This window comes from Aquibacillus kalidii (assembly GCF_014280935.1).
Lineage (GTDB): Bacteria > Bacillota > Bacilli > Bacillales > Amphibacillaceae > Aquibacillus_D > Aquibacillus_D kalidii.
Genome location: NZ_JACLZI010000061.1, coordinates 38,886 through 63,957 on the forward strand (window position 1 = coordinate 38,886; position 25,072 = coordinate 63,957).

The 25,072-nt window shown below is 36.2% G+C and carries 12 protein-coding genes and 1 riboswitch; of the genes, 8 read left to right on the forward strand and 4 right to left on the reverse strand.

The features are described from left to right. Nucleotides 1–214 precede the first annotated feature (214 nt). Nucleotides 215–298, forward strand: a riboswitch (cyclic di-GMP riboswitch). 422 nt (nucleotides 299–720) lie between these two features. Then, nucleotides 721–5,325, forward strand: a complete 4,605-nt coding sequence (locus H7K77_RS17940) for a pectinesterase family protein (protein WP_186579867.1) — start codon at nucleotides 721–723, stop codon at nucleotides 5,323–5,325. A 137-nt stretch (nucleotides 5,326–5,462) separates the two neighbouring features. Here the strand turns inward: H7K77_RS17940 and H7K77_RS17945 are convergent, their stop codons facing one another. Further along, the gene (locus H7K77_RS17945; RefSeq protein ID WP_186579869.1) at nucleotides 5,463–6,188 is read right to left on the reverse strand and encodes a hypothetical protein; all 726 of its coding nucleotides are present in this window, start codon (nucleotides 6,186–6,188) and stop codon (nucleotides 5,463–5,465) included. Between the two features lie 789 nt (nucleotides 6,189–6,977). Here H7K77_RS17945 and H7K77_RS17950 point away from each other — a divergent pair. The 6 genes from H7K77_RS17950 to H7K77_RS17975 all read left to right on the forward strand — a co-directional run bounded on the left by H7K77_RS17950 (nucleotide 6,978) and on the right by H7K77_RS17975 (nucleotide 19,171). Continuing rightward, nucleotides 6,978–11,432 carry a carbohydrate binding domain-containing protein gene (locus tag H7K77_RS17950; RefSeq protein WP_186579870.1) on the forward strand — a complete coding sequence of 1,485 codons (4,455 nt, stop codon included), beginning with the start codon at nucleotides 6,978–6,980 and terminating at the stop codon, nucleotides 11,430–11,432. A 539-nt stretch (nucleotides 11,433–11,971) separates the two neighbouring features. After that, entirely contained in the window at nucleotides 11,972–13,021 is a 1,050-nt protein-coding gene (locus tag H7K77_RS17955; RefSeq protein ID WP_186579872.1) for a LacI family DNA-binding transcriptional regulator, read from the forward strand. A gap of 185 nt (nucleotides 13,022–13,206) precedes the next feature. Next, nucleotides 13,207–14,478 carry a sugar ABC transporter substrate-binding protein gene (locus H7K77_RS17960; protein WP_186579874.1) on the forward strand — a complete coding sequence of 424 codons (1,272 nt, stop codon included), beginning with the start codon at nucleotides 13,207–13,209 and terminating at the stop codon, nucleotides 14,476–14,478. A gap of 127 nt (nucleotides 14,479–14,605) precedes the next feature. Then, nucleotides 14,606–15,889: a sugar ABC transporter permease gene (locus H7K77_RS17965; RefSeq protein ID WP_186579876.1), complete on the forward strand. Its 1,284-nt coding sequence runs from the start codon at nucleotides 14,606–14,608 to the stop codon at nucleotides 15,887–15,889. Then, nucleotides 15,889–16,731, forward strand: a complete 843-nt coding sequence (locus H7K77_RS17970; RefSeq protein ID WP_186579878.1) for a sugar ABC transporter permease — start codon at nucleotides 15,889–15,891, stop codon at nucleotides 16,729–16,731. The genes H7K77_RS17965 and H7K77_RS17970 overlap by 1 nt, the downstream gene beginning before the upstream one ends. 46 nt (nucleotides 16,732–16,777) lie before the next feature. Continuing rightward, nucleotides 16,778–19,171: a glycoside hydrolase family 31 protein gene (locus H7K77_RS17975; protein ID WP_186579880.1), complete on the forward strand. Its 2,394-nt coding sequence runs from the start codon at nucleotides 16,778–16,780 to the stop codon at nucleotides 19,169–19,171. A 646-nt stretch (nucleotides 19,172–19,817) separates the two neighbouring features. On the opposite strand, the gene H7K77_RS17980 is transcribed toward H7K77_RS17975, so the two are convergent. The 3 genes from H7K77_RS17980 to H7K77_RS21760 form a co-directional block, all read right to left on the reverse strand. After that, complete coding sequence (locus tag H7K77_RS17980; RefSeq protein ID WP_186579882.1) at nucleotides 19,818–20,243, reverse strand: hypothetical protein; 426 nt, start codon at nucleotides 20,241–20,243, stop codon at nucleotides 19,818–19,820. Nucleotides 20,244–20,855: 612 nt separating this feature from the next. Further along, on the reverse strand, nucleotides 20,856–21,014 hold the full coding sequence (locus H7K77_RS17985) for a hypothetical protein (RefSeq protein ID WP_186579884.1): 159 nt from the start codon (nucleotides 21,012–21,014) through the stop codon (nucleotides 20,856–20,858). Next, the gene (locus tag H7K77_RS21760; protein WP_186579886.1) at nucleotides 20,998–22,296 is read right to left on the reverse strand and encodes a helix-turn-helix transcriptional regulator; all 1,299 of its coding nucleotides are present in this window, start codon (nucleotides 22,294–22,296) and stop codon (nucleotides 20,998–21,000) included. The genes H7K77_RS17985 and H7K77_RS21760 overlap by 17 nt, the downstream gene beginning before the upstream one ends. Nucleotides 22,297–22,683: 387 nt before the next feature. Here H7K77_RS21760 and H7K77_RS17995 point away from each other — a divergent pair, with 387 nt between their 5' ends. Next, nucleotides 22,684–24,663 (forward strand): M4 family metallopeptidase, encoded by a 1,980-nt coding sequence (locus H7K77_RS17995; RefSeq protein WP_186579888.1) that lies wholly within the window; start codon nucleotides 22,684–22,686, stop codon nucleotides 24,661–24,663. Nucleotides 24,664–25,072: the final 409 nt, after the last annotated feature.

Genomic DNA, 25,072 nt, shown 5'->3' on the forward strand with positions numbered 1-25,072 from the left:
TGAATCCGAAAAATCTAACAAATTAGATATATATTCCTACCTTAATTTAATACCAAGTTTAAACTAACATAATGACGCGAAAAAAAGTAATTCGACATAATCAGTTTAAATTAGACGATATTTATTGTCGGTTCGACAAAAATAGAAGTAATGTTACTCCATGGATTGACAAAAAATTTACGAAACTAAATATATACTAAACTTTGTTAAAAAAATAATATGAGGAAACAATGATGTACGTCTCGTACTTGGGCACCAGAGACGTATGGAGTTACTGGTGCAACCGGCCTAATTAAATTTGGACTTAAGTCCATTTTAGTTAGGTCTTTTTTTATTTTCTGAAATTAGAAGGAGTGGAAAGGATGTTGTTATAAATTTGGGTGATGTCTTTTGGGATTAAGAGACAAAGTTCAAAGTTATCGATATAAAATTGTTCGGCAGTAAGCTAAAAGGAATGTGATTCTCTATGATTGTAATTTTTCAAAGGGGACTCTTTTTTCTAGTAAAAGTAATAGATGTTTAAGCAAGGTAAAACTTACTATTTTTTTGTGATGTACTAGAAAAATAAGCAGATAGAGGGACTTTATGGATATGGAGAAATACACCATCGTACACAGATTTTCACAGAAGTTACCCATTGATAGAGACATTCTTCTAAGTCCTACAACGCCGTATCAATCATCTTAGTCAAAGGAACACAAAGAAAAGGAGAATTAAAAAATGATAAGAATTCGAGATAGTTTTAAGAGGTTTATGATAATTGTTATGTTACTGACCGTTGTGGTCGGATCCATACCATATCAACAGAATATGGTAGTAAATGCAGAAAGTCTACCAGAGATGGGGGAAACATATAATTATGATTTTTCAGAATTGAAGATTTACGATAAAGACAATCCAATTGATACACTAATGTCATCAGACGGATTAGTGAAATATAACGGCAATGGAGAGATGTATCATCATGGAGATAAACATGGACTCGTTGTGAAAACGGGAAATAGTTTTGAGGTAGCGGTTGCTGGTAGTGCTAAAATATCTTTTGTTTTATGCCAGTATAGTGATGAAGGTACGATTTCTGTATCTGGGGGTACTCCTGGAAGTGAGTTATTTACTGAAAGTACTAAACTCAAGGTACCTGTTGATGGGGAGAAAGCAAACTTCTACTATTCTGGTAGTGCTACTACGTTAACATTCACAGTGAGTGGCAAAGGCTACGTGCATGGTTTTATAGTAGAAAATTTAGATGAGGGAGAAGATGTAACTCCTTGGGTTAAAAAGGACTTCTCTCTACAAATTGGACAAGAAACTGTTGATGTACATGGGGCTGCTACGAAATTAGAAAATGCATCTACAAGTATGACTTCAGGATCTGTTTACTATTCCACAAGTGAGAGTGCGTACATAAGTACCGATTTAAATGGGGAAATTTTTAGCTCCTCTATTCTTACTAATCTAAGTCCAGATGTGGTGGGGAATTTAGATATAGATTATGACACAAATGAAATTGTAGTTACTTTTGCAGATCAAGCGACAAATCCGAGAGAATATCGGATAAAGGTTCAGGATACTAGTGTTTTCGTTACTCCGAATAAAGGAGATGTCTATAATTTTGATTTTGCGGGAGGCGCAATTCCTACAAATGGCTTGCCAATCGATTCTTACTTAACAGATGACGGCATTTTAAAAGTTGCTAAAGGAGATGGAGATAGCCCATATTGGCACGATAGTTCTCACGGGATGTCTGTTCTTGATGAAAACTATGTAGAAGTGAAAGTGGCCGGGGATGCAGACATTATCTTTACTGTATGTGAATATGGTAATGGAGGAAGTCTGGAAGTTACAAACCTAGCGCAGGGAGCAAATGGTACATTTGATAAAAATGAGCTTCAATCTGAAGTGGATGGTGAGAAATTAACCTATTCTTATACTGGTGAAGCGACAACATTACGATTCACACTAGCTACTTCAGGAGAAAATTATCTCCACGGGATTACAGTGAAAAACAAAGGTAAAGCAGAGGGTTCCCCAATCGTTGAGGAACAGGCATCTATGCCGAATGAGATAGATGAACATGATTCACTAAATATCACTGCAAATGGCTATCGATTACAGGTAGATCATACTGATTCAGAAGCAAATATTGAGTCCTTAACCAACGTAGGATACTTTGTTTTTGATGGTAGAAGCGCTGCAACTACAATGGAAGCGGATATCGAAATAAAAGAGGTTGGAAACTCTAGTGAAAATGGTGTTTTCTTTGGTCTCTTTGAGGATGAAACTACTATATCCAAGATTGCTACAGTTGGAATTAGAGGGGATAACAGATTAAGAAACGTATACAGTAAGAAGGATACTCCATCAATAGCAACTGCAGGAAGTATGGATATTGATTATGCTGTTGGTGATGTGATTCACCTTGTATCTAAAAAGGACAAAAATGGATGGCATACAGAAGCAACTATCAATTCAGAAACAACTAGTGTTTCGATTGATTATGAAGATATTGCTGATATGAATAAAGATAAAAGTATGCAATATGGCTTCGCATTTGCGAATGTTAATGCAGTAATCACTAATTTAATACTGCAAGATGAAAATGGAAAGACCTTATATGATCAAAAAGATACCTATGAGGCTGTAGGTGCCGCGCCAACAGTTACTAGTGTGGGACAACCTGCTATATCAACTGACCGGACAACAATTACAGTAACCTGGAGTGGAGACAGGCCTGAAGGTGATGGGGCGTATGCGATAGAGTTATCCACTGATGGAGGCAAAACCTACACAACATTAGATAGCTATGTTATGGATAATATGTACACGGTTGATATAGAAGAAAGTGGAACGTATAAGTTCAGGGTATATGGTAAATTAGGTGATGACACGACAGCTGCGTTGGAGTCAGTTGCTGTAGAAGTTTTAAAACCACTGGCTAGTCCGGAATTAGCGATAGATAGTGGAGATAGTACGTTAACGCTTAATTGGAATGCAATTGATAAGGCTACAAGCTATGAAATTTACCGGAAATCATCCGAACAAGCTGATTACACTTTACTTGGTGAAGTAAAGAAAACAACTTTTGTTGACGCAGAAGTAGTGAATGAAACTCCTTATTACTATTATTTAGTAGCAAAATCGGCAATTAATTCTAGTAACGGTTCTGAACCTGTTTTATCCGTACCGTCTGCTGGTAGGGTTGGAAAGTACGTTCTTGAAAAAGAAGCTACAGATATTGTTCTTATCAAAAAATCTTATGATACGGTATATACCGATAGGGCCACACTTCAAGGTGTTACGAATGAACCAGGATTAATGGAACTAGTCGTGAATGGTGAAAAACGTGAAAGTGTAACCTTAAAAGCAAGTCAATTGTTTAATTTCCTTGTGAAGTTAAAAGAAGGTAGAAATGATGTAAATCTTTACTTTACAGATAATCAAGGAAATGTCACTAGAAAAACATTTAATTTTGTTTATTTAACAAGCTACGACATGGTTGTAGATGCTACTTATACTGGTGTAGAAGGTGCAGTATCCAATGAACAGCCTAGTATCAAACAATTTAGTACAGTTCAGGCAGCAGTTGATGCTGTACCAACTAACAATAAAGAAAGAGTAGTTATTTTGGTAAAAGAGGGAGCCTATTTTGAGCATTTAAGAGTGAATTCTCCATATATAAGTTTGATCGGAGAAGACCGCGATATGGTTAATATTCAATTCTATGATCCAGTTCTATCTCCAGAGGGTGGAAGTACGTCGGATCGAAATGCAACGTATATAAAGGAAACGGCAACAGGTTTCTCAGCAGAAAACCTAACTTTTGAAAATACGTATCAATATTTAGGAGATGGAACAAAATCGAATGAATCAGCTGATGCGATTCGAGTAGATGCTGATAAAAGCACCTTTGTAAATGTGAAGATGCTAGGGTACCAAGATACTTTATATGCAAGTTCCAATCGCCAGTATTATTACAAGAGTTATATCCTTGGAAATGTAGATTTTATCTATGGTTCTGCGCAGGCGCTATTTGATGACTCGGATATTGTGTTCCGTTACAATGCAATAAAAAATAGTGGATATGTTACAGCACCAAAAACTGCCAGTGACAAGTCATACGGATTTATTTTTAAAGATAGTAGAATCACTGCAGAGGCTGGTGCATCTGGTGATGGATATTTATTAGCTCGTCCTTGGGGGGCAGATGCCGCAGCAACATTTATTAACACCTATATGAGTGAGGTTATTAATAAAGACGATACGTATAATGATATGAGTGGAAACCTTTCTGAGAATGCTAGATTCTATGAATATTATACGTATGGTAAAGGATTCTCCATTCATAGTGGTAGACCACAGATTTCCAAGACTCAAGCAGAAGAAATGTTATTATCCTCTTCTCTAGGTTGGGATCCTCTTGCTACCATTACTGAAAATTCTACAAGTTCCTATGTTGGAAAAGTGGCAACAGAATCAGTCGAAAAGTATGTGGAAACAGAGTGGGAAGGAACTCTAGTAGAAGGAGAGCAGCCAACAGATTCAGAAGGTAACCAAGAAGGAGAGCAACCAACAGAAAATGAAGACGATGATGGTAAGTCTAATCCTGTGGGTACTAAGAACGGGCTATCAGTTGTAAAGGTTTCTCCTGTGCTGAAAGGCAATAAGGTTACATTAGATACCCAAGTGATTAACTCTGTTAAAAATAGAGGTACAATTGAGATCAACTTAAATAGTATTTCTGATAAAACAGAGGTGGAAATTGAACTTCAAGGAGATCAAGTGAAGCTATTGAAAGGTAAAGATGTTGTTCTGTCTATTATAAAGGGAGACATTACTTTAGAAATCCCAAGTTCCGTATTTAAAGATAGTTCCGAAAAGGTAATCATTAAGATTGAAAAGTTAAAGCAAATTTCTAATGCTCTAAGTACTGTATATGATTTTACTATTGAGCAAAATGGTAAATTCATCACTAAATTTGACCAAGGAATTACATTGCACTTCGAAGTGGATGCTAGCAAAGAATTTAATCCTAACAATGCGAAAGTATTCTATTGGAACGAGTCTACTGATAAATGGGAACTTGTTGGTGGAACATACCAGGATGGTACAGTTTCTGTAACAACAAACCATTTTAGTACGTATGCGGTATTTGAAACAAACACGGAGGAAGCTTCATCACAAAGTGTGATTGAAACACCTGAAAAGAAAGAAAATACGGAATTACCTAGTACAGCTAGTCATACATTTAACTGGTTACTGCTAGGTTCTGTTCTACTAATTATGGGACTAGGAGTTCTTGTTATTAAGAGAAGAAGACAGGTGTAATAGGTGTAATATGGGAAGCAGGGGATGAATCCCCTGCTTCTTTTTTAATATAGGTTATGGGGCAATTAGGAACAGAGTGACGGTTCCCTTTCTTCTTTTAGGTTTGGTACTAAGGGGGAAAGAACCGTCACTCTGCTTCACAAAGTTGATTCTCTAACTATTCCGTTTTTAAAAACACGGTACTCGAGGACTTCTTGGTCTCTTTCACTGTAATAAAAAACATAGCTATCTATTATTTCTTTGTCCCAAGATATGAATAGTTGTATGTTAATAGATTTATTTAATAAACCATCCATATCAACTGAATCAAAGTACTCGGTATTTGGTTCATATTCTTTCTCCTTATTCCTTACAATATACTTCCAACTGATTTCTGAAACCAGTGAATCAAATGCGATTTCATCTGGTTTTCCGAGTATGGATATAACTTCACTCTTTGACATGCCAAGTTTAATATTGTTTTTTACGAAAGGAGTAATATCCTTCACCTTATCTACCTTACTCGTATTTGGGCTAATTTTATCATTTGTTTTCTCATTATAGCTGCCCGTTCTGCTATTAACATTATGCTCTTTTACTGTTTGATTTGAATTAGTGGTTGGTTCTAATGAAGAATTAGTATTATTTTGATTTTCTTTATGATTGGTAATGGAATTTGTGTACTGCGAGCTGTTTTTTATTTCTACTTCCTTTTTAGACTTAAGCATTTCTTCTTTGTTAGTTTTAATAGTAGATTCTGTAAAAGTACTAGTATTAGTAGACCTTACGGAATCTTGCGTCATCATACTACTCTTTTCAGCTCTAACACACCCTATTAGTAAAGCTATGATGCAAGCTATCCATAACAACTTAATTTCTTTCAAATTGACACCTACTTCTCTCTTAAATCTATTTATAAGAGGCATTTTACCACTGAATTTTCCAAATAATCACAAAATGACGAAGGAACACAACATTGTGCCTATCCTTTAGGAAAGAGAGATTAATTCATTATGAATATAGCACTAGAGAAAAATCCCTTTGCTTGTTACAACTTAAAAAAACAACTTTATTTAAGCCTGATCTATTATTTCGATTTCCTGTCAAAAGTGTTGAAGTGACACTAGTAGCAGGATAGTAGTCGATTTGTTAGATAATTTTCATTGACTCTAAACTACTGTTTCTAGTTATAGTTAAAACAAAATCAATTTTCCTTTTATTTTTGCAATATGATAATTAGCAAGGGTTTTTTTTCCAACAAAGTTAAATTTTACTCTTAATCTATTGCATTATTTTGGAAGATATTTTATAATCTGAATACAGAAAGCGCTTTCCGTTATGTTTCAGGTTAATTAACATACCTACCATCATATTTTTTTACAACTCATGGAAACCGGTTTCCTTTATTGATGTACCAGTCTTCTTTAAAAGAAAGCGTATGAACCATCACTCAGAAATTTATTTTTGATATGTGGTAGTTCCATTAAATTCTTTCCTTATACTTCTCGTAGTTTTTCACACACATTATTCAGATCATATCGTATGAGTTTTAGGTCTGATATTAATCTCTTTGTGTGTGGTTTTGTTTTTTTAAAAAAACGTAAGGAGGTGTTAATCCTAAGATTTTCCTAGGTGTTGAATTAAAAAACTAAGAAAAACGGAGGGGAACGTTTTTGTTTAAGAAATCAGTTTACTTATTACTTATTGCTTTATTAGTCTTTTCGAATTTTAACATAGCTGTATTTGCTGCTACGGATACAGGTGATGGTACAACGCTATACTTATTAAATGATGGGAATGCTAGAATTCTTTCTGATACTGCTGGGTCAGCAGTGGAGGCAGATATCATACCGAAATCAGGTGATTCCATTGCATATGTAGTAGAAAATGTAAGCGGTTCCTATAATGGTGGTGGAAATGCAGTCATTAATTATTATTTAAATGGACTTGCTGGTGGCTCTGCTACTCATGCTAGGGTCTCTTATGACTTTGACGGAGATGGTAATTGGGATCGAGTGGAGAGAACAGATATTCCCGAACAAATGAACACAAATGCTGATGTAGCGCTAGGAACTTATGAATATTTTAATAGAAACTTAGTTTCTGAATCTGGTGAGCATGGTACTTTTGTTAACGGTAAAATTAAAGTAGAAGCTTGGTTATTCCTTAAGCCAGGTGATGTTGAGCTAAAAGTCAATGCACCATCTGAAGCTTCAACTGTGGTGTTGCCATATGACCTAACAATTGGTGGTTCTGGTTCAGACGAGCCAACTACTGGAGAAGGAGGTTCAGGTGACGGAACTGGTGATTCAGAAGGCGGATCAGATGATACAGTCGATATCCCAGAATCGCACTATACGGATTGGGAAATGGTATGGAATGATGAATTTGATGGAACTGAGGTTGATACCTCAAAATGGGGTTACCAAAATGGTACTGGTGCCCAGTATGGCCTTGATGGTTGGGGTAACCAAGAGGAACAATACTACCAACCTGAAAATGCTACTGTTGAAGATGGTAAGCTAGTTGTTACAGCTAAAAAAGAAAGTAAAGATGGGAAGGCATATACGTCTGCTAGACTATTTACGGAGCCAACTTATGCTAAGAAGTATGGTAAGTTTGAAGCTAAGATGAAATTACCAGAAGGCGATGGACTATGGCCTGCATTTTGGATGATGCCAAAAGATAGTGTATATGGTAATTGGGCATCATCGGGTGAGATAGATATTATGGAAGCAAGAGGGCGCCTTCCTCAATCCATAGGTGGAACGATTCATTATGGCGGAAGTGCTCCAGCTAATAAGTTTTCAGGTGGAGAGTATGAGTTTGAAGAAGGCGATGATATTACAAACTTCCATGTCTATTCTGTAGAATGGGAGCCAGGTGAAATTCGTTGGTATGTGGATGGTAAACTATACCATACAGAGAATAACTGGAACAGTATTGGCGCTGACCAACCTACAAAATATGCATATCCAGCTCCATTCGATCAAGAATTTTATATTATTTTAAATCTAGCTGTAGGTGGAACGTTTGATGGAGGAAGAACACCGGCTGATTCTGACATGCCAGCAGAAATGGAAGTAGATTATGTACGAGTTTATGAATTAGAGGGCAGAGACTACAAAGAACCTGTTGAACCTGTAATCGAAGTGGAGCCGTTACCTGATGATGCGAAAGAACCGACTGCTGATGGTAACTTAATTCACGATGCTAACTTTGAACATGTTACGGAAATTACAGCATCCGATACACCACTTGATAAAGAGTATTGGAATTTTGCAAAGATTGATACGTTTGGTGGTGCAGGTGAGTTAACGACAGAAGCTATTGGGGGAGATACGTTTGCTAAGGTAGATATTACACACGCAGGAACCCAAGCTTACTCTCTTCAGTTAATCCAATATTTAACATTAGGTAAAGGTAGACATTATAAGGTAAGCTTTGATGCAAAGTCTAATACAAATCGAGATATTAATGTAAAGCTTGGAGCTGATGATTCAGCAGGTTGGGCTGTTTATTCTGATAGTGAAACGTTTAATTTAACAGATGAGGTCCAATCTTATGATTTCACCTTCCAAATGAAAAATGACACGAATCCTTTAGCGCGTATAGAGTTAAACTTAGGATTAAATACAAATCCTGTTTGGCTGGGGAATATTCGTGTAGAAGAGGTTGAGGCTGAGGCTGATCCATACCAGGAAGACGCAGCGAAAGAGCCTCTTGGAAATGGTAACCACGTGTACAACGGTACGTTTGATCTAGGGGAAATGGATCGTATGACTTACTGGCACTTTGATGCTTCGACTGCCGATGCAAGTGCGTCCGTAGATTCCGACACAAGAGAGCTAAGTGTTGCAATTACTGATGGTGGTTCAAGTGCTGAAGATATTACATTGACACAAAAAGGAATGAACTTACTGAAGAATAATAATTACCAGTTCACGTTTGATGCAAAGGCGGAAGAAGAACGTGATGTGACCGTGAAGCTTGTTAGTGAAGATGGTTCGACTGTTTATGGGGAAGACACTATTTCATTGACTACGAATACGGTAGAGCATACCGCATCCTTTGCAATGAGTGAGGAAAATGATGTGAATGGTCAACTCGTTATCTTACTTGGTGGAAGTAATGCAGATGTAACGATGGATAATGTAAAACTAGTTCGCACAACAAACAATATTGATTATTCTGGTATTGATATTTTCCCATTAGACAATGGTGACTTCTCTAGCGGAATGACTGGATGGGAAACTTACTTCCATAATGATGGTGCAGCTGGAAACAGTACTAATGTCAACGGTGAATCTGTAACTAGTATTTCTAGTGTAGGAGGCCAACCGTGGGGTATTCAATTATTCCAATCTGGTATGTCCTTCACAAAAGGAATGGATTATGTCCTATCATTTGATGCAAAGTCATCAAAAAATAGAACGATAGGTGCTATTCTTGAAAATTCTAGCTACACTAGGTATGTGGATGAAACGGTACAGCTTACAGACACCATGCAAAATTATGAGTTTGAGTTTAAAATGTCTGCAAATGATACGGCAGACTTGAAATTCTTACTAGGTATGATGGATGGTTCTGAGTCACTTGGTGCACATGATGTTACGATTGACAATGTTGTTCTTGAAGTTAAGGATGCTCCTTATGATCGTGCGCCTAGCCTTACAGCAGAACAGACGGACATCACTGTTGGATCAGACGTAGAGCTTTTATTTAATGATGATCAAACTTGGAGAGAAAATATTACAGCAGTTAAAGTAGATGGTCAAGCACTGGCTGAATCTGATTACACAATTGAAGCGGGTAAGATTACATTACCAGCAAGCTTGTTCCCAGAAGCAGCAGTTTATAAAATTGTTATAGAATCTGATGGTTATGCCCCAACATCTGTTGAGCAAACGATTAAAGCAGATGATGGTAATCTTATCTTAAATGGAGACTTTACTAATGGTACACAAAGCTGGGCTACTTGGTCTGGTGAAGGCGGTGCTGCGACGTTTGAAGTAACGAACGGAGTTGCAAATCTAGATGTGACTGCTTTAGGTGCGTATGATTATGCAAACCAATTTTTCCAAGATGGAATTGATTTAGAAGTTGGTAAAACATATGAACTTAGCTTTAAAGCAAGTTCAACAATTAATCGTCCAATTAGTGTAGAAATTTTTGGTTCAGGAAGCACAAAAATTCCGTTCCAATTAACAGCAGATATGCAAACATTTACCCGGGATTTTACAGCAACAGCCGCTAATGATACGTTAAAGCTTAACTTCATGCTCGGTGGAGTAACTGTTGATGATGCAACTACTCCTTCTGAGGCACATACGATATCATTCGATGATTTCGTTTTAAAAGAAAAAGGAGTGGACCCAGATCTAGACAAAGATTGGGTTGAGGTTGGAGATAACCTTGTAATAGACGGTACCTTTGATACAACTACGGAGTTTGGAATTGCTCCTGATAATTTAGTAGAGGGTTGGAATATTTTTAACCAAGCAACATATGAAGAATGGGCAGGCCTTGCTGACTTTTCAGTAGTGGATGGTCAATTAAACGCTCAAGTTAAACAGGTAGGATGGCAATGGTATCATATCCAACTTCTGCAAGTCTTGGATGTACCAGCAGGAACATATAAATTATCATTTGATGCTAAATCCGATCACACGCGTCCTGTATCGGTTGAATTAAAGGGCAGTGAAGTTGAAGCATTTACTGTTTCTAATACTATGAAAACCTATGAAGCTATTATTGAGGTAGCCGAAAATGGCAACAAACAACTATTATTTGGCCTAGGTCGAGGTGCAACCGACCCTGAGCTTGCAGTGCCATATAATATAGTAATGGACAACGTTAGATTAGTAAAAGTTGAAGAAGATTCGGGAACAGAGGATCCAGAAACCGAGAATCCAGGAACAGAGGGTCGCGGAACAGAGGGTCCAACTCAAGATGATAATCAGACTGGAGAGGGCGATCAGTCTAGTGAAGAAGGTCAATCAGATGACAATCAACAATCTGAAGATCTTCCAAACACAGCTACGTCAGTTTTTAACTACATGTTAGCTGGTATGATAATCCTATTATTTGGTGGATTCCTATATATCCGTAATAGAAGAACACAGTAATGAATTAGAGAAGCAGAGGACCAGTCCTTTGCTTCTTCTTTGTATAAGGGTGCCTGTCACCACCCGAAATTTGTCAAAAGTCGTCGAGATGTTTAAAAGAACCTGGTGTACGCTTTTGTTAAGTTAAAGCGGAACTGGGTTCTTTTATAGATTTGTTCTTAGTTTATTGACATAGGTTACGTAATTATTAATTAGGTACTGAAGTTTAGTGTATAACTAAAGAGCTAGTTATAGGGGTTAGACTCTGTCGAAAGACAAAATGGTTTATGTCTATTATCGAAGGACAGTGATTAGTGTTGGCTAGTAATATGTTAACTATTAATTCTGGATTTCTCCCAAATCAAAAGGTCCGAGCAGAAATGTCACCGTCAAGTAGAATTAATCATTATTATATGAAATAAGTTTCATTACCTGCTAGTTCATTTCAGTTAATCTACTACTATAATGGCAGGGAACATTTTATTTTATCATTGACACGATGAAAGCGTTATATTATTATACGAATATAGGTTAACCGGTTAACGAAAGTAGGGATGAACATGACAAATAAACCAACAATTAGAGATGTAGCAAAACATGCAAATGTTTCACCTGCAACTGTTTCTTACGTATTAAATGGAGTTAAAAAAGTCTCTGATAAAACGAAAATACGAGTGCTAGAGGCTATAGAACAATTAGGCTATTACCCTGATTTTACAGCTGTTAGTTTATCGAAGAGGAAATCAAATTTAATTGGGATAATGTTACCGTTAACAGATGATATGCCTGATAACGCTACTGCCTCCGTGCTTAAGAACAACCTTTATTATAATGAATTTATTAGTGGTGTTGAAATGGTAGCCAGAGAGCAACAATTTGATACTCTTCTAACAGGTGTTGCGGACCAAGAAGAGTGTAGAAAATGGGTGAAGAAGCGTAATCTAGATGGCTTGATTTTTTTGGGCATATTCCCCAAAAGTATATTTGAACAGATGTCAAAATTAGGAATACCCATCGTGCTAATCGATACATACGAGGAATATACAAAATTATTTAATAATGTTCAAATAGACGATGAACTAGGTGGATATCTAGCTGCAAATCATTTAATTAAGCTTGGTCATAAAAATATTGCTTTTGTTTCTACCAATCTTAATTTGAGCCCAGTTGACACGAAACGTTTCACTGGATTTAAAAAGGCGCTAAACGAAGCAGGACTTGAAGTAAATAATCATTTATTATTCGAGACCAGGGAAATTACGTTTGAAAATGGAATGGAGATTGCTGAAAAAATCCTTAATGAGAACAAAGAACTAACAGGAATCGTAACAGTATCGGATATATTGGCAATTGGAATGATTAAAGCCTTCCAATACCATCAGAAGCATGTGCCAAATGATTTCTCCATAGTTGGTTTTGACGATTTGAGTATAAGTCAATTTACTACCCCGAGTTTAACAACAATTAAACAAGATATCTTTAAAAAAGGGGAAAAGGCTGCGGAACTTTTGATGAATAATATTGGAGATCAAGGTGTAGAACGTCAAATAATTGAACTACCGGTTCAGTTGGTTGTAAGAGAATCAACAAAAAAAATAGTTAGTAATTAAATGTGCTATGTGTCATAGCGCATAAATTACTAATTATAATTGAACCGGTTAACTAAAAATGGAATCTTTAATTTTTTGGGTTTTGGTTAACCGGTTAACATACGTTTAGGAGGTGATGTCTGTCCAATTATTTGTACAATTAGCAATTAATCAAAAGGTTAATAAAAAAGGGGAGGAATTAAAGGATGAAAAAAAATCTAGTAATCTTATTTTCATTATTATTAATGATGTTTTTAGTTGCTTGTGGTCCAGAACGAGATACATCGACGGAAGATAGTAGTTCGGATAACACGGAAAATACAAATGAAGAATCTAGTACGGAAAAGCCAGAGAAGCTACTTATTTGGGCTCCTACTGATCAGGCGAGTGCTGTTGAAGAGATTTCAAAAGGTTTTACAGAGGAGTCAGGTATAACAGTAGAGGTGGTACCTTTTGCGATGGATGAGCAAGAAGAAGCTATGTCGCTAGATGGCCCATCTGGAAATGGTCCTGATTTATTCTTTCAGCCTGGTATTGGTAGTTTGTCTGTAAAAGGTTTAGTGCAAGCGATGGAAGTAGACCAAGAAATAATTGAAACGTATTCAGAAGGCTCTGTTGAAGCATTAAGTTATGAAGGAGATGTTTATGGTCTACCAGCAGTGGTTGAATCACTGGCACTTTATTATAACAAAGATCTCATACCTGAAGCACCAGAAACAATTGCTGAATTAGAAGTAATAGCAAAAGATCTTACAAACACCTCAAAGGATGAATACGGATTTTTGTATCCTGCAGCTGATTTTTATTTCTCTTTTCCATTTATGGCTGGGTACGGAGCTTCTATTTTCGGTGAGAAAGATGACGTGTATCAAGTTGATGATATTGGTTTAGCTAGTGAAGCAGCAGTAAAAGGTGGTGAATTGATTAAAGGTTGGTTTGAAAACGGATACATGCCAACTGGAATTACGCAAGATGTAGTAGGAGGATTGTTCAATGATGGAAAAGTAGGTGCAGTCGTTAATGGTCCTTGGGCACTTTCTGAATTTAAAGAATCGTTAGGGGATAAATTGGGGACAGCTCCGCTACCAAAACTTGAAAATGGAGAAAACCCTATTACATTCCTAGGGACTAAAGGGTGGATGCTTTCAGCTTATACAGAATATCCGCAAGCAGCTACAGACCTAGCTATTTACCTAACTAGTGAAGAATCTTTAAAGACCTATTATGAAAAAACAGGCGAAATGCCTGCTAAATCATCTATTTTAAGAAGCGATGAGTTCCAGACTGATCCGTTGGTTAAAGGCTTTGCGACACAATTAGAGCATGCTAAACCATTTCCACCAGTTCCAGCATTATCTGCAGTTTGGGATCCGATGGCCGACGCCTTATCATTCATCACCCAAGGGGAAGATGTGGAAGAATCGTTAAATAATGCTGTAGAAGCTATTAAACAAGATATCGAATTAAACTATAAGTAATCGTTTTAGCTTAGATATTGCTCAAAAATGAGTGATATCTAAGCAAACAAATTTTACTTTATATCTTACGAAACGTTTTCCTTCAAAAAAGCTTTTGAATTGTAGGAAAGCAGAAGGAGGGTGCGAGATGGCATCTAGTAAGTCACGAGAACATAATGTAAAGTTAGCGACCATATTGTCCCTTATCCCGGGTTTAGGTCAACTGTACAATAAACGGTATATCAAGGGATCTATTTTCCTCATCATATCATTGGCGTTCTCTATTGTTTTTTATGACATATTAAACATAGGCTATTGGGGGCTTTTCACATTAGGTACGATTCCTACTGTTGATGATTCTAGGGTTTTGTTAAGCCAAGGTATAATAGCCCTCATATTAACCTCTTTTGCCTTAACCTTTTATATAGCAAATTTGGTCGATGCTAACAGGGATGCACAGAAAATCAAAGACGGATTTAAACGTGGTAATTTAAGAGAAACGATTCGTGATGCATGGGATACCGCCTTCCCATATGTTTTAACAGGTCCTGGTTTAGTCTTATTGGTATTTGTCGTTATTTTCCCACTTCTATTTATGGCGTTTCTTGCCTTTACCAATTATACCTTGATGAATTCACCACCTAAGAACTTATTAGAGTGGGTTGGCTTTGAAAACTTTAAATCGTTGTTAACTGTCCCGATATGGAGAAACACATTTTTCTCCGTGCTAGCATGGACATTAATCTGGACATTTGTAGCCACTACCTTACAAATTGGATTGGCTATGTATCTAGCGGTAATAGTCAATGACTCTAGAATGAGATTCAAAAGATTAATTCGGACAGTGTTAATCCTTCCATGGGCAGTACCGGGATTCGTTACGATACTAATTTTCTCAGCATTATTTAATGACAACTTCGGTGCAATTAACAGAGATATATTAATGCCGTTATTTGGATCAGGCATTCCATGGTTAAGTGATCCTTTCTGGGCAAAAGTGGCTTTGATCGCCATACAAATATGGTTAGGATTTCCGTTTGTTTTTGCCTTGTTTACAGGTGTACTGCAAAGTATCTCATCTGAATGGTATGAAGCGGCAGATATGGATGGTGCCAGCCGGTTCCAAAAGTTTAGGAATATTACGTTCCCACACTTAATGTTTGCAACTGCACCCTTATTAATTTTGCAGTATGCACAGAACTTCAATAATTTCAATATTATCTATTTATTTAATCAGGGTGGACCTGCTGTAAAAAACCAAAATGCAGGCGGTACCGATATTTTAATTTCATGGGTATACGATTTAACATTTGAATCCAGTCAATTTAGTATTGCTGCTGCAATATCACTCATATTAGGACTAATCGTAGCGGTGTTTGCGTTTTTTCAATTTAGAAAAACAGCTTCATTTAAAGAGGAGGGGGAAATGTAATGAGTAGAAAGATGAAAAACACACTAGAATTAGTGGGGATGTACGGAAGCGTCATTGTCATGTTCATCGTCATTCTATATCCTCTTCTTTGGACATTTGGGTTATCACTTAATCCAGGATCGAGTCTATTTGGTGCCAATATGATACCAGATAATTGGTCATTTAAACATTATGTATGGTTATTCACTAATCCTGATAGTGATTATTTATTATGGTATAAAAATACGTTGATTGTTGCCTTTTCAGCCTCGATAGGAGCAACTGTTTTCGTATCGTTGGTTGCTTATGCCTTTTCAAGGTATCGTTTTGTTGGAAGAAAAAATGGATTATATGCATTTTTATTACTGCAAATGTTTCCTGTCTTGATGGCAATGGTTGCCATCTATATATTACTGAATCTAGTAGGGTTATTAGATTCTTTGTTAGGGCTGATCCTTATTTATGTTGGTGGAGCAATTCCAATGAATGCTTTCCTAGTGAAGGGTTATTTTGACACGATTCCAAGAGAGTTAGATGAGTCTGCTAGAATGGATGGAGCTGGTCACTTTAGAGTGTTATTTACGATTATGCTCCCATTAGCGAAGCCAATTCTTGCTGTCGTAGCCTTGTTTAATTTTATGGCACCATTTATGGATTTTATCTTACCTAGAATTATCTTACGGAGTCCGGAAAATTACACATTAGCCTTAGGTCTATATAATTTTGTTAATGCCCAATTCGCAAACAATTTTACAAGATTTGCTGCAGGATCGATTTTAATTGCTATTCCAATCTCCATCGTCTTCTTGTTATTACAACGATATTTGATTGGTGGACTGACTTCAGGAGCAACAAAAGGTTAATAGAAATAGAAAGTTAGAATTGAATTTAACATTGGAGGGACAATGTATGCAGGATGGTAGTTTTGCTATATTACCAGAAAAAGAAAGTAACTTTGAAAATAAGAATTATAAGCGTATTGGCGCATTGTTGTCATACACATTTGAAAAAAATAGTTTAGAAATAACAGGTGAAAATGGGTATCTGTCTCTATTATTTTATCGAGATGATATCGTTCGAATTATCATGAACCCGAACACATTTCCTTCTAGACAGACTAGCTTAGCTGTTGTGATGGAACCGGATCAATTAAATATTATAATTACAGAAAATAAGGATGAAATCTTGTTAAAAAGTAATAAGCTCTCGATAAAAATAAATAAACAACCATTATTGCTTTCGATTAGTGATGATAATGGACGTGTTATCGTCGAAGATGCCCCAAACGGCATGGCATCTAATAAGCAAAAGGAAGTGATTTGTTTTAAGAAAATGGAAGCAGATGACCATTTCTATGGGTTTGGAGAAAAAACAAGTTTTCTCGATAAACGCGGCGAGAAAATGACGATGTGGAATACGGACATTTATGCGCCACATAATCCTGAAATCGATGCACTCTATCAATCTATTCCATATTTTTTAACGATTCGTCAAGGGAAAGCACATGGTATTTTCTTGGATAATACGTCTAAGACGGTTTTTGATATGAAAACGTCGAATGAGGACTATTTCTTCAAGGCCGATACAGGCCAGTTGGATTATTATGTTTTTGCAGGCCCGAAACCAAAGGATGTTTTGGAGCAGTACACAGCTATTACTGGTAAAATGCCACTTCCACCTAAATGGGCACTAGGGTACCACCAATCCAGATATAGTTATAAGAATGAACAAGAGGTAAGAGAATTAGTGCAGAATTTTAAAGACAGAGATATACCATTAGATGCGATTTATTTAGATATTCACTATATGGATGGGTACCGAGTATTTACATTTGACGAGGATAGATTTCCTAATCCTAGACAGCTAGTACAGGATTTAAAAGAGGAGGGAATACATGTCGTTCCGATTGTAGATCCAGGTGTAAAGGAGGACCCTGAATATTTTGTTTACCAGGAAGGGATAAGAAATAATCAATTTTGTAAATATCTCGATGGGCAAGTCTATCATGGTGATGTATGGCCAGGAAACAGTGCTTTCCCTGACTTCACAAGTGAAAAGATAAGAAAATGGTGGGGAGAGAATCATAATTTTTATACGGATCTAGGTATTGAAGGTATCTGGAATGACATGAATGAACCATCTGTATTCAACGAGACAAAAACCATGGATGTTAAAGTTATGCACGAGAACGATGGAGACCCAAAAACGCATCGTGAGCTTCACAATATATATGGCATGCTGATGGGAAAAGCAACCTATGAAGGACTAAAACAAAATTTAAACGGAAATCGTCCCTTTTTGTTAACACGTGCGGGTTATGCCGGGGTACAGCGTTACGCTACTGTTTGGACGGGGGATAATCGTAGTTTTTGGGAGCATTTACAAATGGCACTACCAATGTGTATGAACTTAGGAATGTCAGGTATTCCGTTTTGTGGCCCGGATGTAGGCGGATTTGCACATGATTCAAATGGACAATTACTAACACGTTGGACGCAGTTCGGAACGTTCACTCCCTATTTTAGAAACCATTGTGAATTAAATTCCGTTCATCAGGAGCCTTGGTCCTTTGGTGAGGAATACGAGAATATAATAAAAAAATATATACAAGAACGCTACGTTTGGTTGCCTTACATATACACGCTCTTTCAAGAAGCAAGTATCTTAGGTGTACCTGTTATGCGCCCTCTAGTAATGGAATATCCAAATGATGAAAATACACTCAATTTATCTGATCAATTTATGATTGGTTCTGATTTACTTATCGCCCCTATATTAACACCGGATACGTATCATCGTGTCGTTTACTTACCAAAGGGCAACTGGATAAATTATTGGACTAATGAAGAGCTAAAAGGTGGTAAGCACCATCTGGTTGAGGCAGCGATTGATATACTTCCTATTTTTGTGAAAAAAGGATCGATCATTACACAAGGAACTGTGAAAAGTTCAACAGAGGCAAAAGAAAGAAAACTAACCGTCCATGTTTATCCTGAAGAAGAGAAACCATCTATCTTTAGGTATTATGAAGACGATGGCCAGTCCTTTGCCTACGAAAATGGCGATTACTTTGAATGTGTGTTTAAGGCAAGTTTAAAGGAAAGATCGTTGGATATTACAGTAGATGTAGAGCATAGTCAATATCAACCGGAGTGGGAAGAGATAGAAATTCTTATTCATGGTGTAGATTCGGATATGAATAATATTCTAAATGGAAAAATACAGGATGGTATTGAACATGTGACAGATGAAACTACTCGAATTATAATAGCTAGTCAAAATATTTTTACTGTAAATAATTAAAATAAAATAACCAAAGAAGAAGGCTTTAACTAAGTACCAGGCGTGTGCAGCTTCTAATAAAAAGGCGGCTATTTGCTTTATCATAGTGAAGGAATTTACACCTATACCAAGAATTTAGAGATGCGGTAGAACATAAGGGTATATTCGTTTTGCATTTCGTATACGTAAAAAATGGTCTTGGACTTCTTGGTCTCCTTCACTGTAATAGGTAACATAGCTAACTATTTTTTCCTTATTCCAGTATAAGAATACTTTAGATGTTTATAGAATTATTTATTAACCCCTTCATATCAACTGAATCAAAATACTTGGTTTCTGATCTATGTACTTTCTCTTTCGAATCTGAGGGTTTGTTCTAATGATGAATATGTATTATTTAAATTTTCTCTATGATTGGTAGAGCACATTACAGCTTAGTTATGAGATGAAAAGTAGGGGGATTTCCTGGATTCGTGCCGAGTTTGTATGCCGAGATTGAGGAAGACTTAGAGCTTGTCGCATTTACAAACCCTGTGTATGTGAAGTAGATTAGCAGGCCCACCATCTGGTTTAGATGGTGGGCTTTTTGTGTGTATAGGTTTTATGTGTAACTAACTTTAATCAAGGACAATAGGGTATTAGTATCTGTTGAATTGAGCAGTTTCTGTTATTGACCCTGATCTATTCCATTTATATTAATAGCTACGTCATATTTCCCGTTAGTTAAAGCTAACTCTATCGTTCCTGGCTCGGGTGACGTAGAAAAGATAATATCTCTATCGCCCGTTATCTTCTCGGATAGCAGTTTTTTGCCATCTATATTACGTACAGTGACATGGATACTGCTAGAAGCGGAATTTTTTATTCTTATAGTGTTATCTTTTTGAAAGTTTGTTTGGAAAGTTAACTGTTTACTTGTCAGTAAACTGCCTTCGATAGTCATATCAGAAACGAGCTCTGTAGATCCATCTATATAGGTAATATTTGTTTGTAACCCATCTGTTTTCATCGATGCTTCATCGGTAGAAATAAGATTGAAAGAGATGAAACCGATTATAGCAACTGTCAATATAATCATAATACGTTTTTTCATTTTTTACGCTCCAATTTTTATATTTTGTTAGTATGCTGAACTTACACTTTTTACCATAAATAATAGTTAAGTTAATACTATTGCTTATAAACCACTTTGTATATAGACGCTAATGCCTATCTTTGACACAGCCACCCGAATTTTTAATGTTTTTTGTTTGGTCGGTGGTACTGGGCAGCTGTCTCTTCACAATCTGAGAATGTGGACTTGCTAAGGATTTCCTAGCGTACTGTGAATTATCATAGAAGGTAGTATTCAACTGATAGACAACTTTCAAAGTACGACGAAATTGGTAACTGAAACGGATTGAGATACTTTAAAGAAAACGAATCCAGTATTTTGCTGGATTCGTTTTCTAATTTAGATCTAGATTTGGTTGTCCTGTACTATTTGAGGTTTGGGTTACTATCTATGGTGGAAAGGGCCGCATTTCTTGGTGGGTGAGGCTTATTTATGTGATGTTGAACAACATTACAAAGCGATAAAGATATTTATTGCTTAAAGAAGAACTTCACCTTCATATAAATGTAGAGGGAGATGAAGAAAGGTGCTATCAATTTATGCAGTTCATTAAATTAAATTATATAGCAACTCATATAAAATCAATGTTCCCTATAGCAAGTCACCTGCTTCATCTTCAATAAGCTTAGGAACAATTTTATAAGCTTGTTGGTCAACAGATGGTTTATTTGGATGAACAATATTCGTGGAAAACCCTATAGATAAAAAGATAGAAATAGTTACAATAAATACTCTAATAAATTTTTTCATTTTTATTTTCCTCCATTAATGATAGTGTAATTTCATAAGTTTCGGCAGATTTTTTGTATTTGTTTGTTTCATAATAAAACAGAGCTAACTTTCTGTATGACTCCCTAAGGAAAAGTTTATGATCAATTTTACCAAAGTAGTCAATTAATTTCTTTAAGTTTTTTTCATAAACCTTGTAATCATTTTCTAGTAGATAGTAATCATTATAGGCAAATAACAGTTTGTGTTCATCAGTCTTATTATTTACTAGTGTCAATGCCTCAAGATATCGATTTGTCGCTACTTTTACATTGTTTTTCATAAGGTTGCAAATAATTAGCTCTCTATAGGTAATTAATAAATTCACCCCTATTTCGCCACATTTTTTCTTCATTTTGATAGCCTGATTAAAAAATGAGATGGCGTCATCAATCCTATTTTGATCCTGTGCTATTATCCCCTTGTTATGATAAACAAGTCCCAAAATGTTAAAATAATCATTTTTCTTTGAAATTGATTCAGAGTAGGCCAATGCCTTTAGAGATTCATCATAACTTTTTGTCCTTCTATAAAGAGTAGCTAACAAATTATAGGAAAGAGCTGTATTATAAGGGTTTTTCAACTTTTCATAATAAGAAATAGCGTTCTGTGTTACTAAGATACCTTTTTGATTTTTGAACATTTGTCTATATATCAGGGCGATATTATAGGTGACTGCTGCTCTAATTGAAAGATTGTCCACTATATCTTTTAACTTATTAAAATAGATTAAGCCGTATTCATATTCAGAATTTCTAAAGTGATATAATCCATAGTAATAATAAAGAGGTCGCTTTATACAAATAGGTAAAGTAGAAACAGCTGTATTGCCCAAATATACTTTTATATAAGTATCTAGTAATTCTTTATTTTCTGCTAGCTTCCTTCTTTTTATTAAGTAAATTCCTTTTAGCAGTTGGAAATAACATTCTTGTACTGGAGAGCTTAGATAATCGTAATAGTTGCTTTCGATTAATTTTATTAGAGATTTTGCCTTTTGAATATCTAATATAAGATGATCAAATAACTGGTTTAGAATATAATGCAGTTCTTTATCCTCTTTTTGGTAATCTACAAAAAAGGTATTTGTGAGTTCCAGTTTATCTGCTATGGCAGTTAACGTGTGTGTTGATGGGTTTATATGGCCGTTTTCAATTCTACTTAATTTTGAAGGAGAAATAATACCATCAGCAAACTTTGTTAGTGACATTCCACTTTTCGTTCTTAAAATAAATATCCTTTTACCTATGTTAATTGTTTTCACCTCCTTCGTTAATTATAATCTAATTTTTCTGAATTTAACAAATAGAACACATTACAATTTATCGTAGAGTAATGTCACTTAAAATATAGACGTAGATACAGGTAAAAAAGGTCCTCTTTATGGAGATTTTTGTTTCAGAATGCCTTTAAACTTTCTAGGACAAAACGCTAAAAAAACATATAAGTTGTTGTGTTTGTTAGATTTTCTTACATCCAAATAGTAGAGTTGATTTTCTCGGTATTCATCAATATTTGTCGCTTTATTAGGCTTAATAGTTCCTTAGTCCTGAAGAGAATGGTCGGTTCTTTTGCGAATTTTGTCTTTTCTATTTCTAGCAAACTATTTTCATGTATAGTAGTTTCTATCAAATTGAAGGGAGAAAATTTTATGAAAAAATCTGTGAAAAAATTTATTCCGTTGAGTCTAGCATTCTCAATGACTATCGGGGTTACGGCTTTGCCAATGGTTACTAGTGCAGCTACAACTAAGGATAAAGAAATTCAGCCGAAAATTACATGGGACCAAGAGAAAGGTATTCCTGATTTTGTGTCGGGAAAATTATCTAAGAAGAAAGTGAAAAATAAGGGTGATGCTCTTGCATTCTTAAAAGAAGATAATAACTTGTTCAAAGTAGATGCAGGAGAATTTCAGGTTAAGGATATAACAACCGATGAACTTGGAATGACTCATTATCGTACAGAAATGACTATAGATGGGATTTCCGTATATGGCTCAGATTTGTATGTTCATGTTAACAAAAATGGTGAGGTCTATACAGTAAATGGTGAAATAGAGCCTAAAATAGAAAATAAGAAATGGAGCAAGCAAGTAAAGCTATCTGCTAATGAAGCTGTTGCTAAAGCGGAGTCTTATTTAGAACTACCTTCTTCCATGTCCTACACCTCTGAACCTACCTCAGATTTGTACCTTTATCAAGATAAGAAACAATGGTTACCTGTTTATTTAGTGGAACTTCAATTCCTTGAACCTTATCCAGGACGTGAATTTGTATTTGTTAGTGCAAAAGATGGCAAGGTGGTTGAAGCGTATAACGCCATATCTGAGGCGGCAGCAACTGGTACAGGTAAGAAGAGTGATGGAACTACAGTATCACTAAATACTTATTCCTCTGGTGGCCAATTCTATTTATATGACACAACAAAACCAATGAATGGTGTAATTGAAACATATACGGCAAATAATAGAACCCAACTTCCTGGTAACTATGTGACGGATAATGATAATGTGTTTAATGCTAGTGCGCAGGCTGCAGCAGTTGATGCCCATTATAATGCCGGAATTACCTATGACTACTATTATAATACTTTTGGTAGAAACAGTTATGATGACAATGGTTCATCTCTTGTCTCCACCGTTCATTATGGCCAAGACTATAACAATGCGTTTTGGAATGGTTCTCAAATGGTATATGGGGATGGAGATGGGACGACATTTAGTCCACTTTCTGGTGCACTTGATGTAATTGCCCATGAACTAACTCATGCAGTAACGGAATCAACAGCTAATCTTGTTTATCAGAACCAGCCTGGTGCATTAAACGAATCAATGTCCGATGTATTTGGCACAATTGTAGAGGCTTATGATGGTGATATGGACTGGCTTATGGGTGAAGATGTGTACACACCAGGAACCCGAGGTGATGGATTACGAAGCATGAAAGACCCTACGCTTTATAACCAACCCGCTCATATGAATAATTATGTAAATACTACTGCTGACAATGGTGGCGTTCATACAAATAGTGGTATCCCTAATAAGGCTTTCTATAATATTGCCACAAAAATTGGCTTGGATAAGTCAGGAAAAATTTATTACCGTGCATTAACTACTTATTTAACCTCTCAATCAGACTTTGCTGATGCAAGAAGTGCTTTATTACAAGCTGCAAATGACCTATATGGAGAATCAAGTTCTGAATATACAGCAGTTGAAAATGGGTTTGCAGCAGTTGGGATTAATGGATCAGGTGGAGTAGGGGGAGATGAAACACCTGGTTCTGACAACTATGAGCCGAATGATAATATAAATAATGCGTTTGGACCATTAACTAGTGGGAAAACATATCAATCTTTTATTTCCACTACAACTGATGAAGACTTCTTCAAATTTAACGCAAATTCAGGAAATAATGTACGGATAAATTTATCTAATCTTCCTGATGATTATGATGTGTACTTATATAATTCAGGAGGATCCCTAGTGGGTAGCTCTGAAAATGCTAGAACAAGAAGTGAGACGATAAATCATTCTATATCCCAAAGCGGTACCTACTATGTGTTAGTTGTAGGGTGGAATGGTGCAAATAGTGTATCTAATCCTTATCACTTAACAGTTTCTGTTAATTAAGATTAAATTGTAGATTGACAAATAAAATTAAATTAATAAATGCCCATAGTTATTAGGATTTATCTAATAATTATGGGCATTTTTATATACGCAGTTTCAATTTTTTCGCTTTATGAATTTGTACTTTCCTTCATTCGGGTGCCTGTCACCACCCTAATTTGCTCGATTTTTGTCGGGGGGGGACTGGCTACCTAGGATTAGGGTGACGCGAACTAGCCTTGGCTTGACGCATAATTCCGCGTGGGCGACGCATATTTTTTTGGTATGACGCATATTTTTCGCGGTGTGGCGGATATCCCCCTTGGAGGGACGCAAAATTGCTAGGGAATGACGCATTACTCGTGTGGCGACGCATAACTTTGTGTTATGGCGGATATGCCCTCTTGAGTGACGCATATTTCTCGCGGTA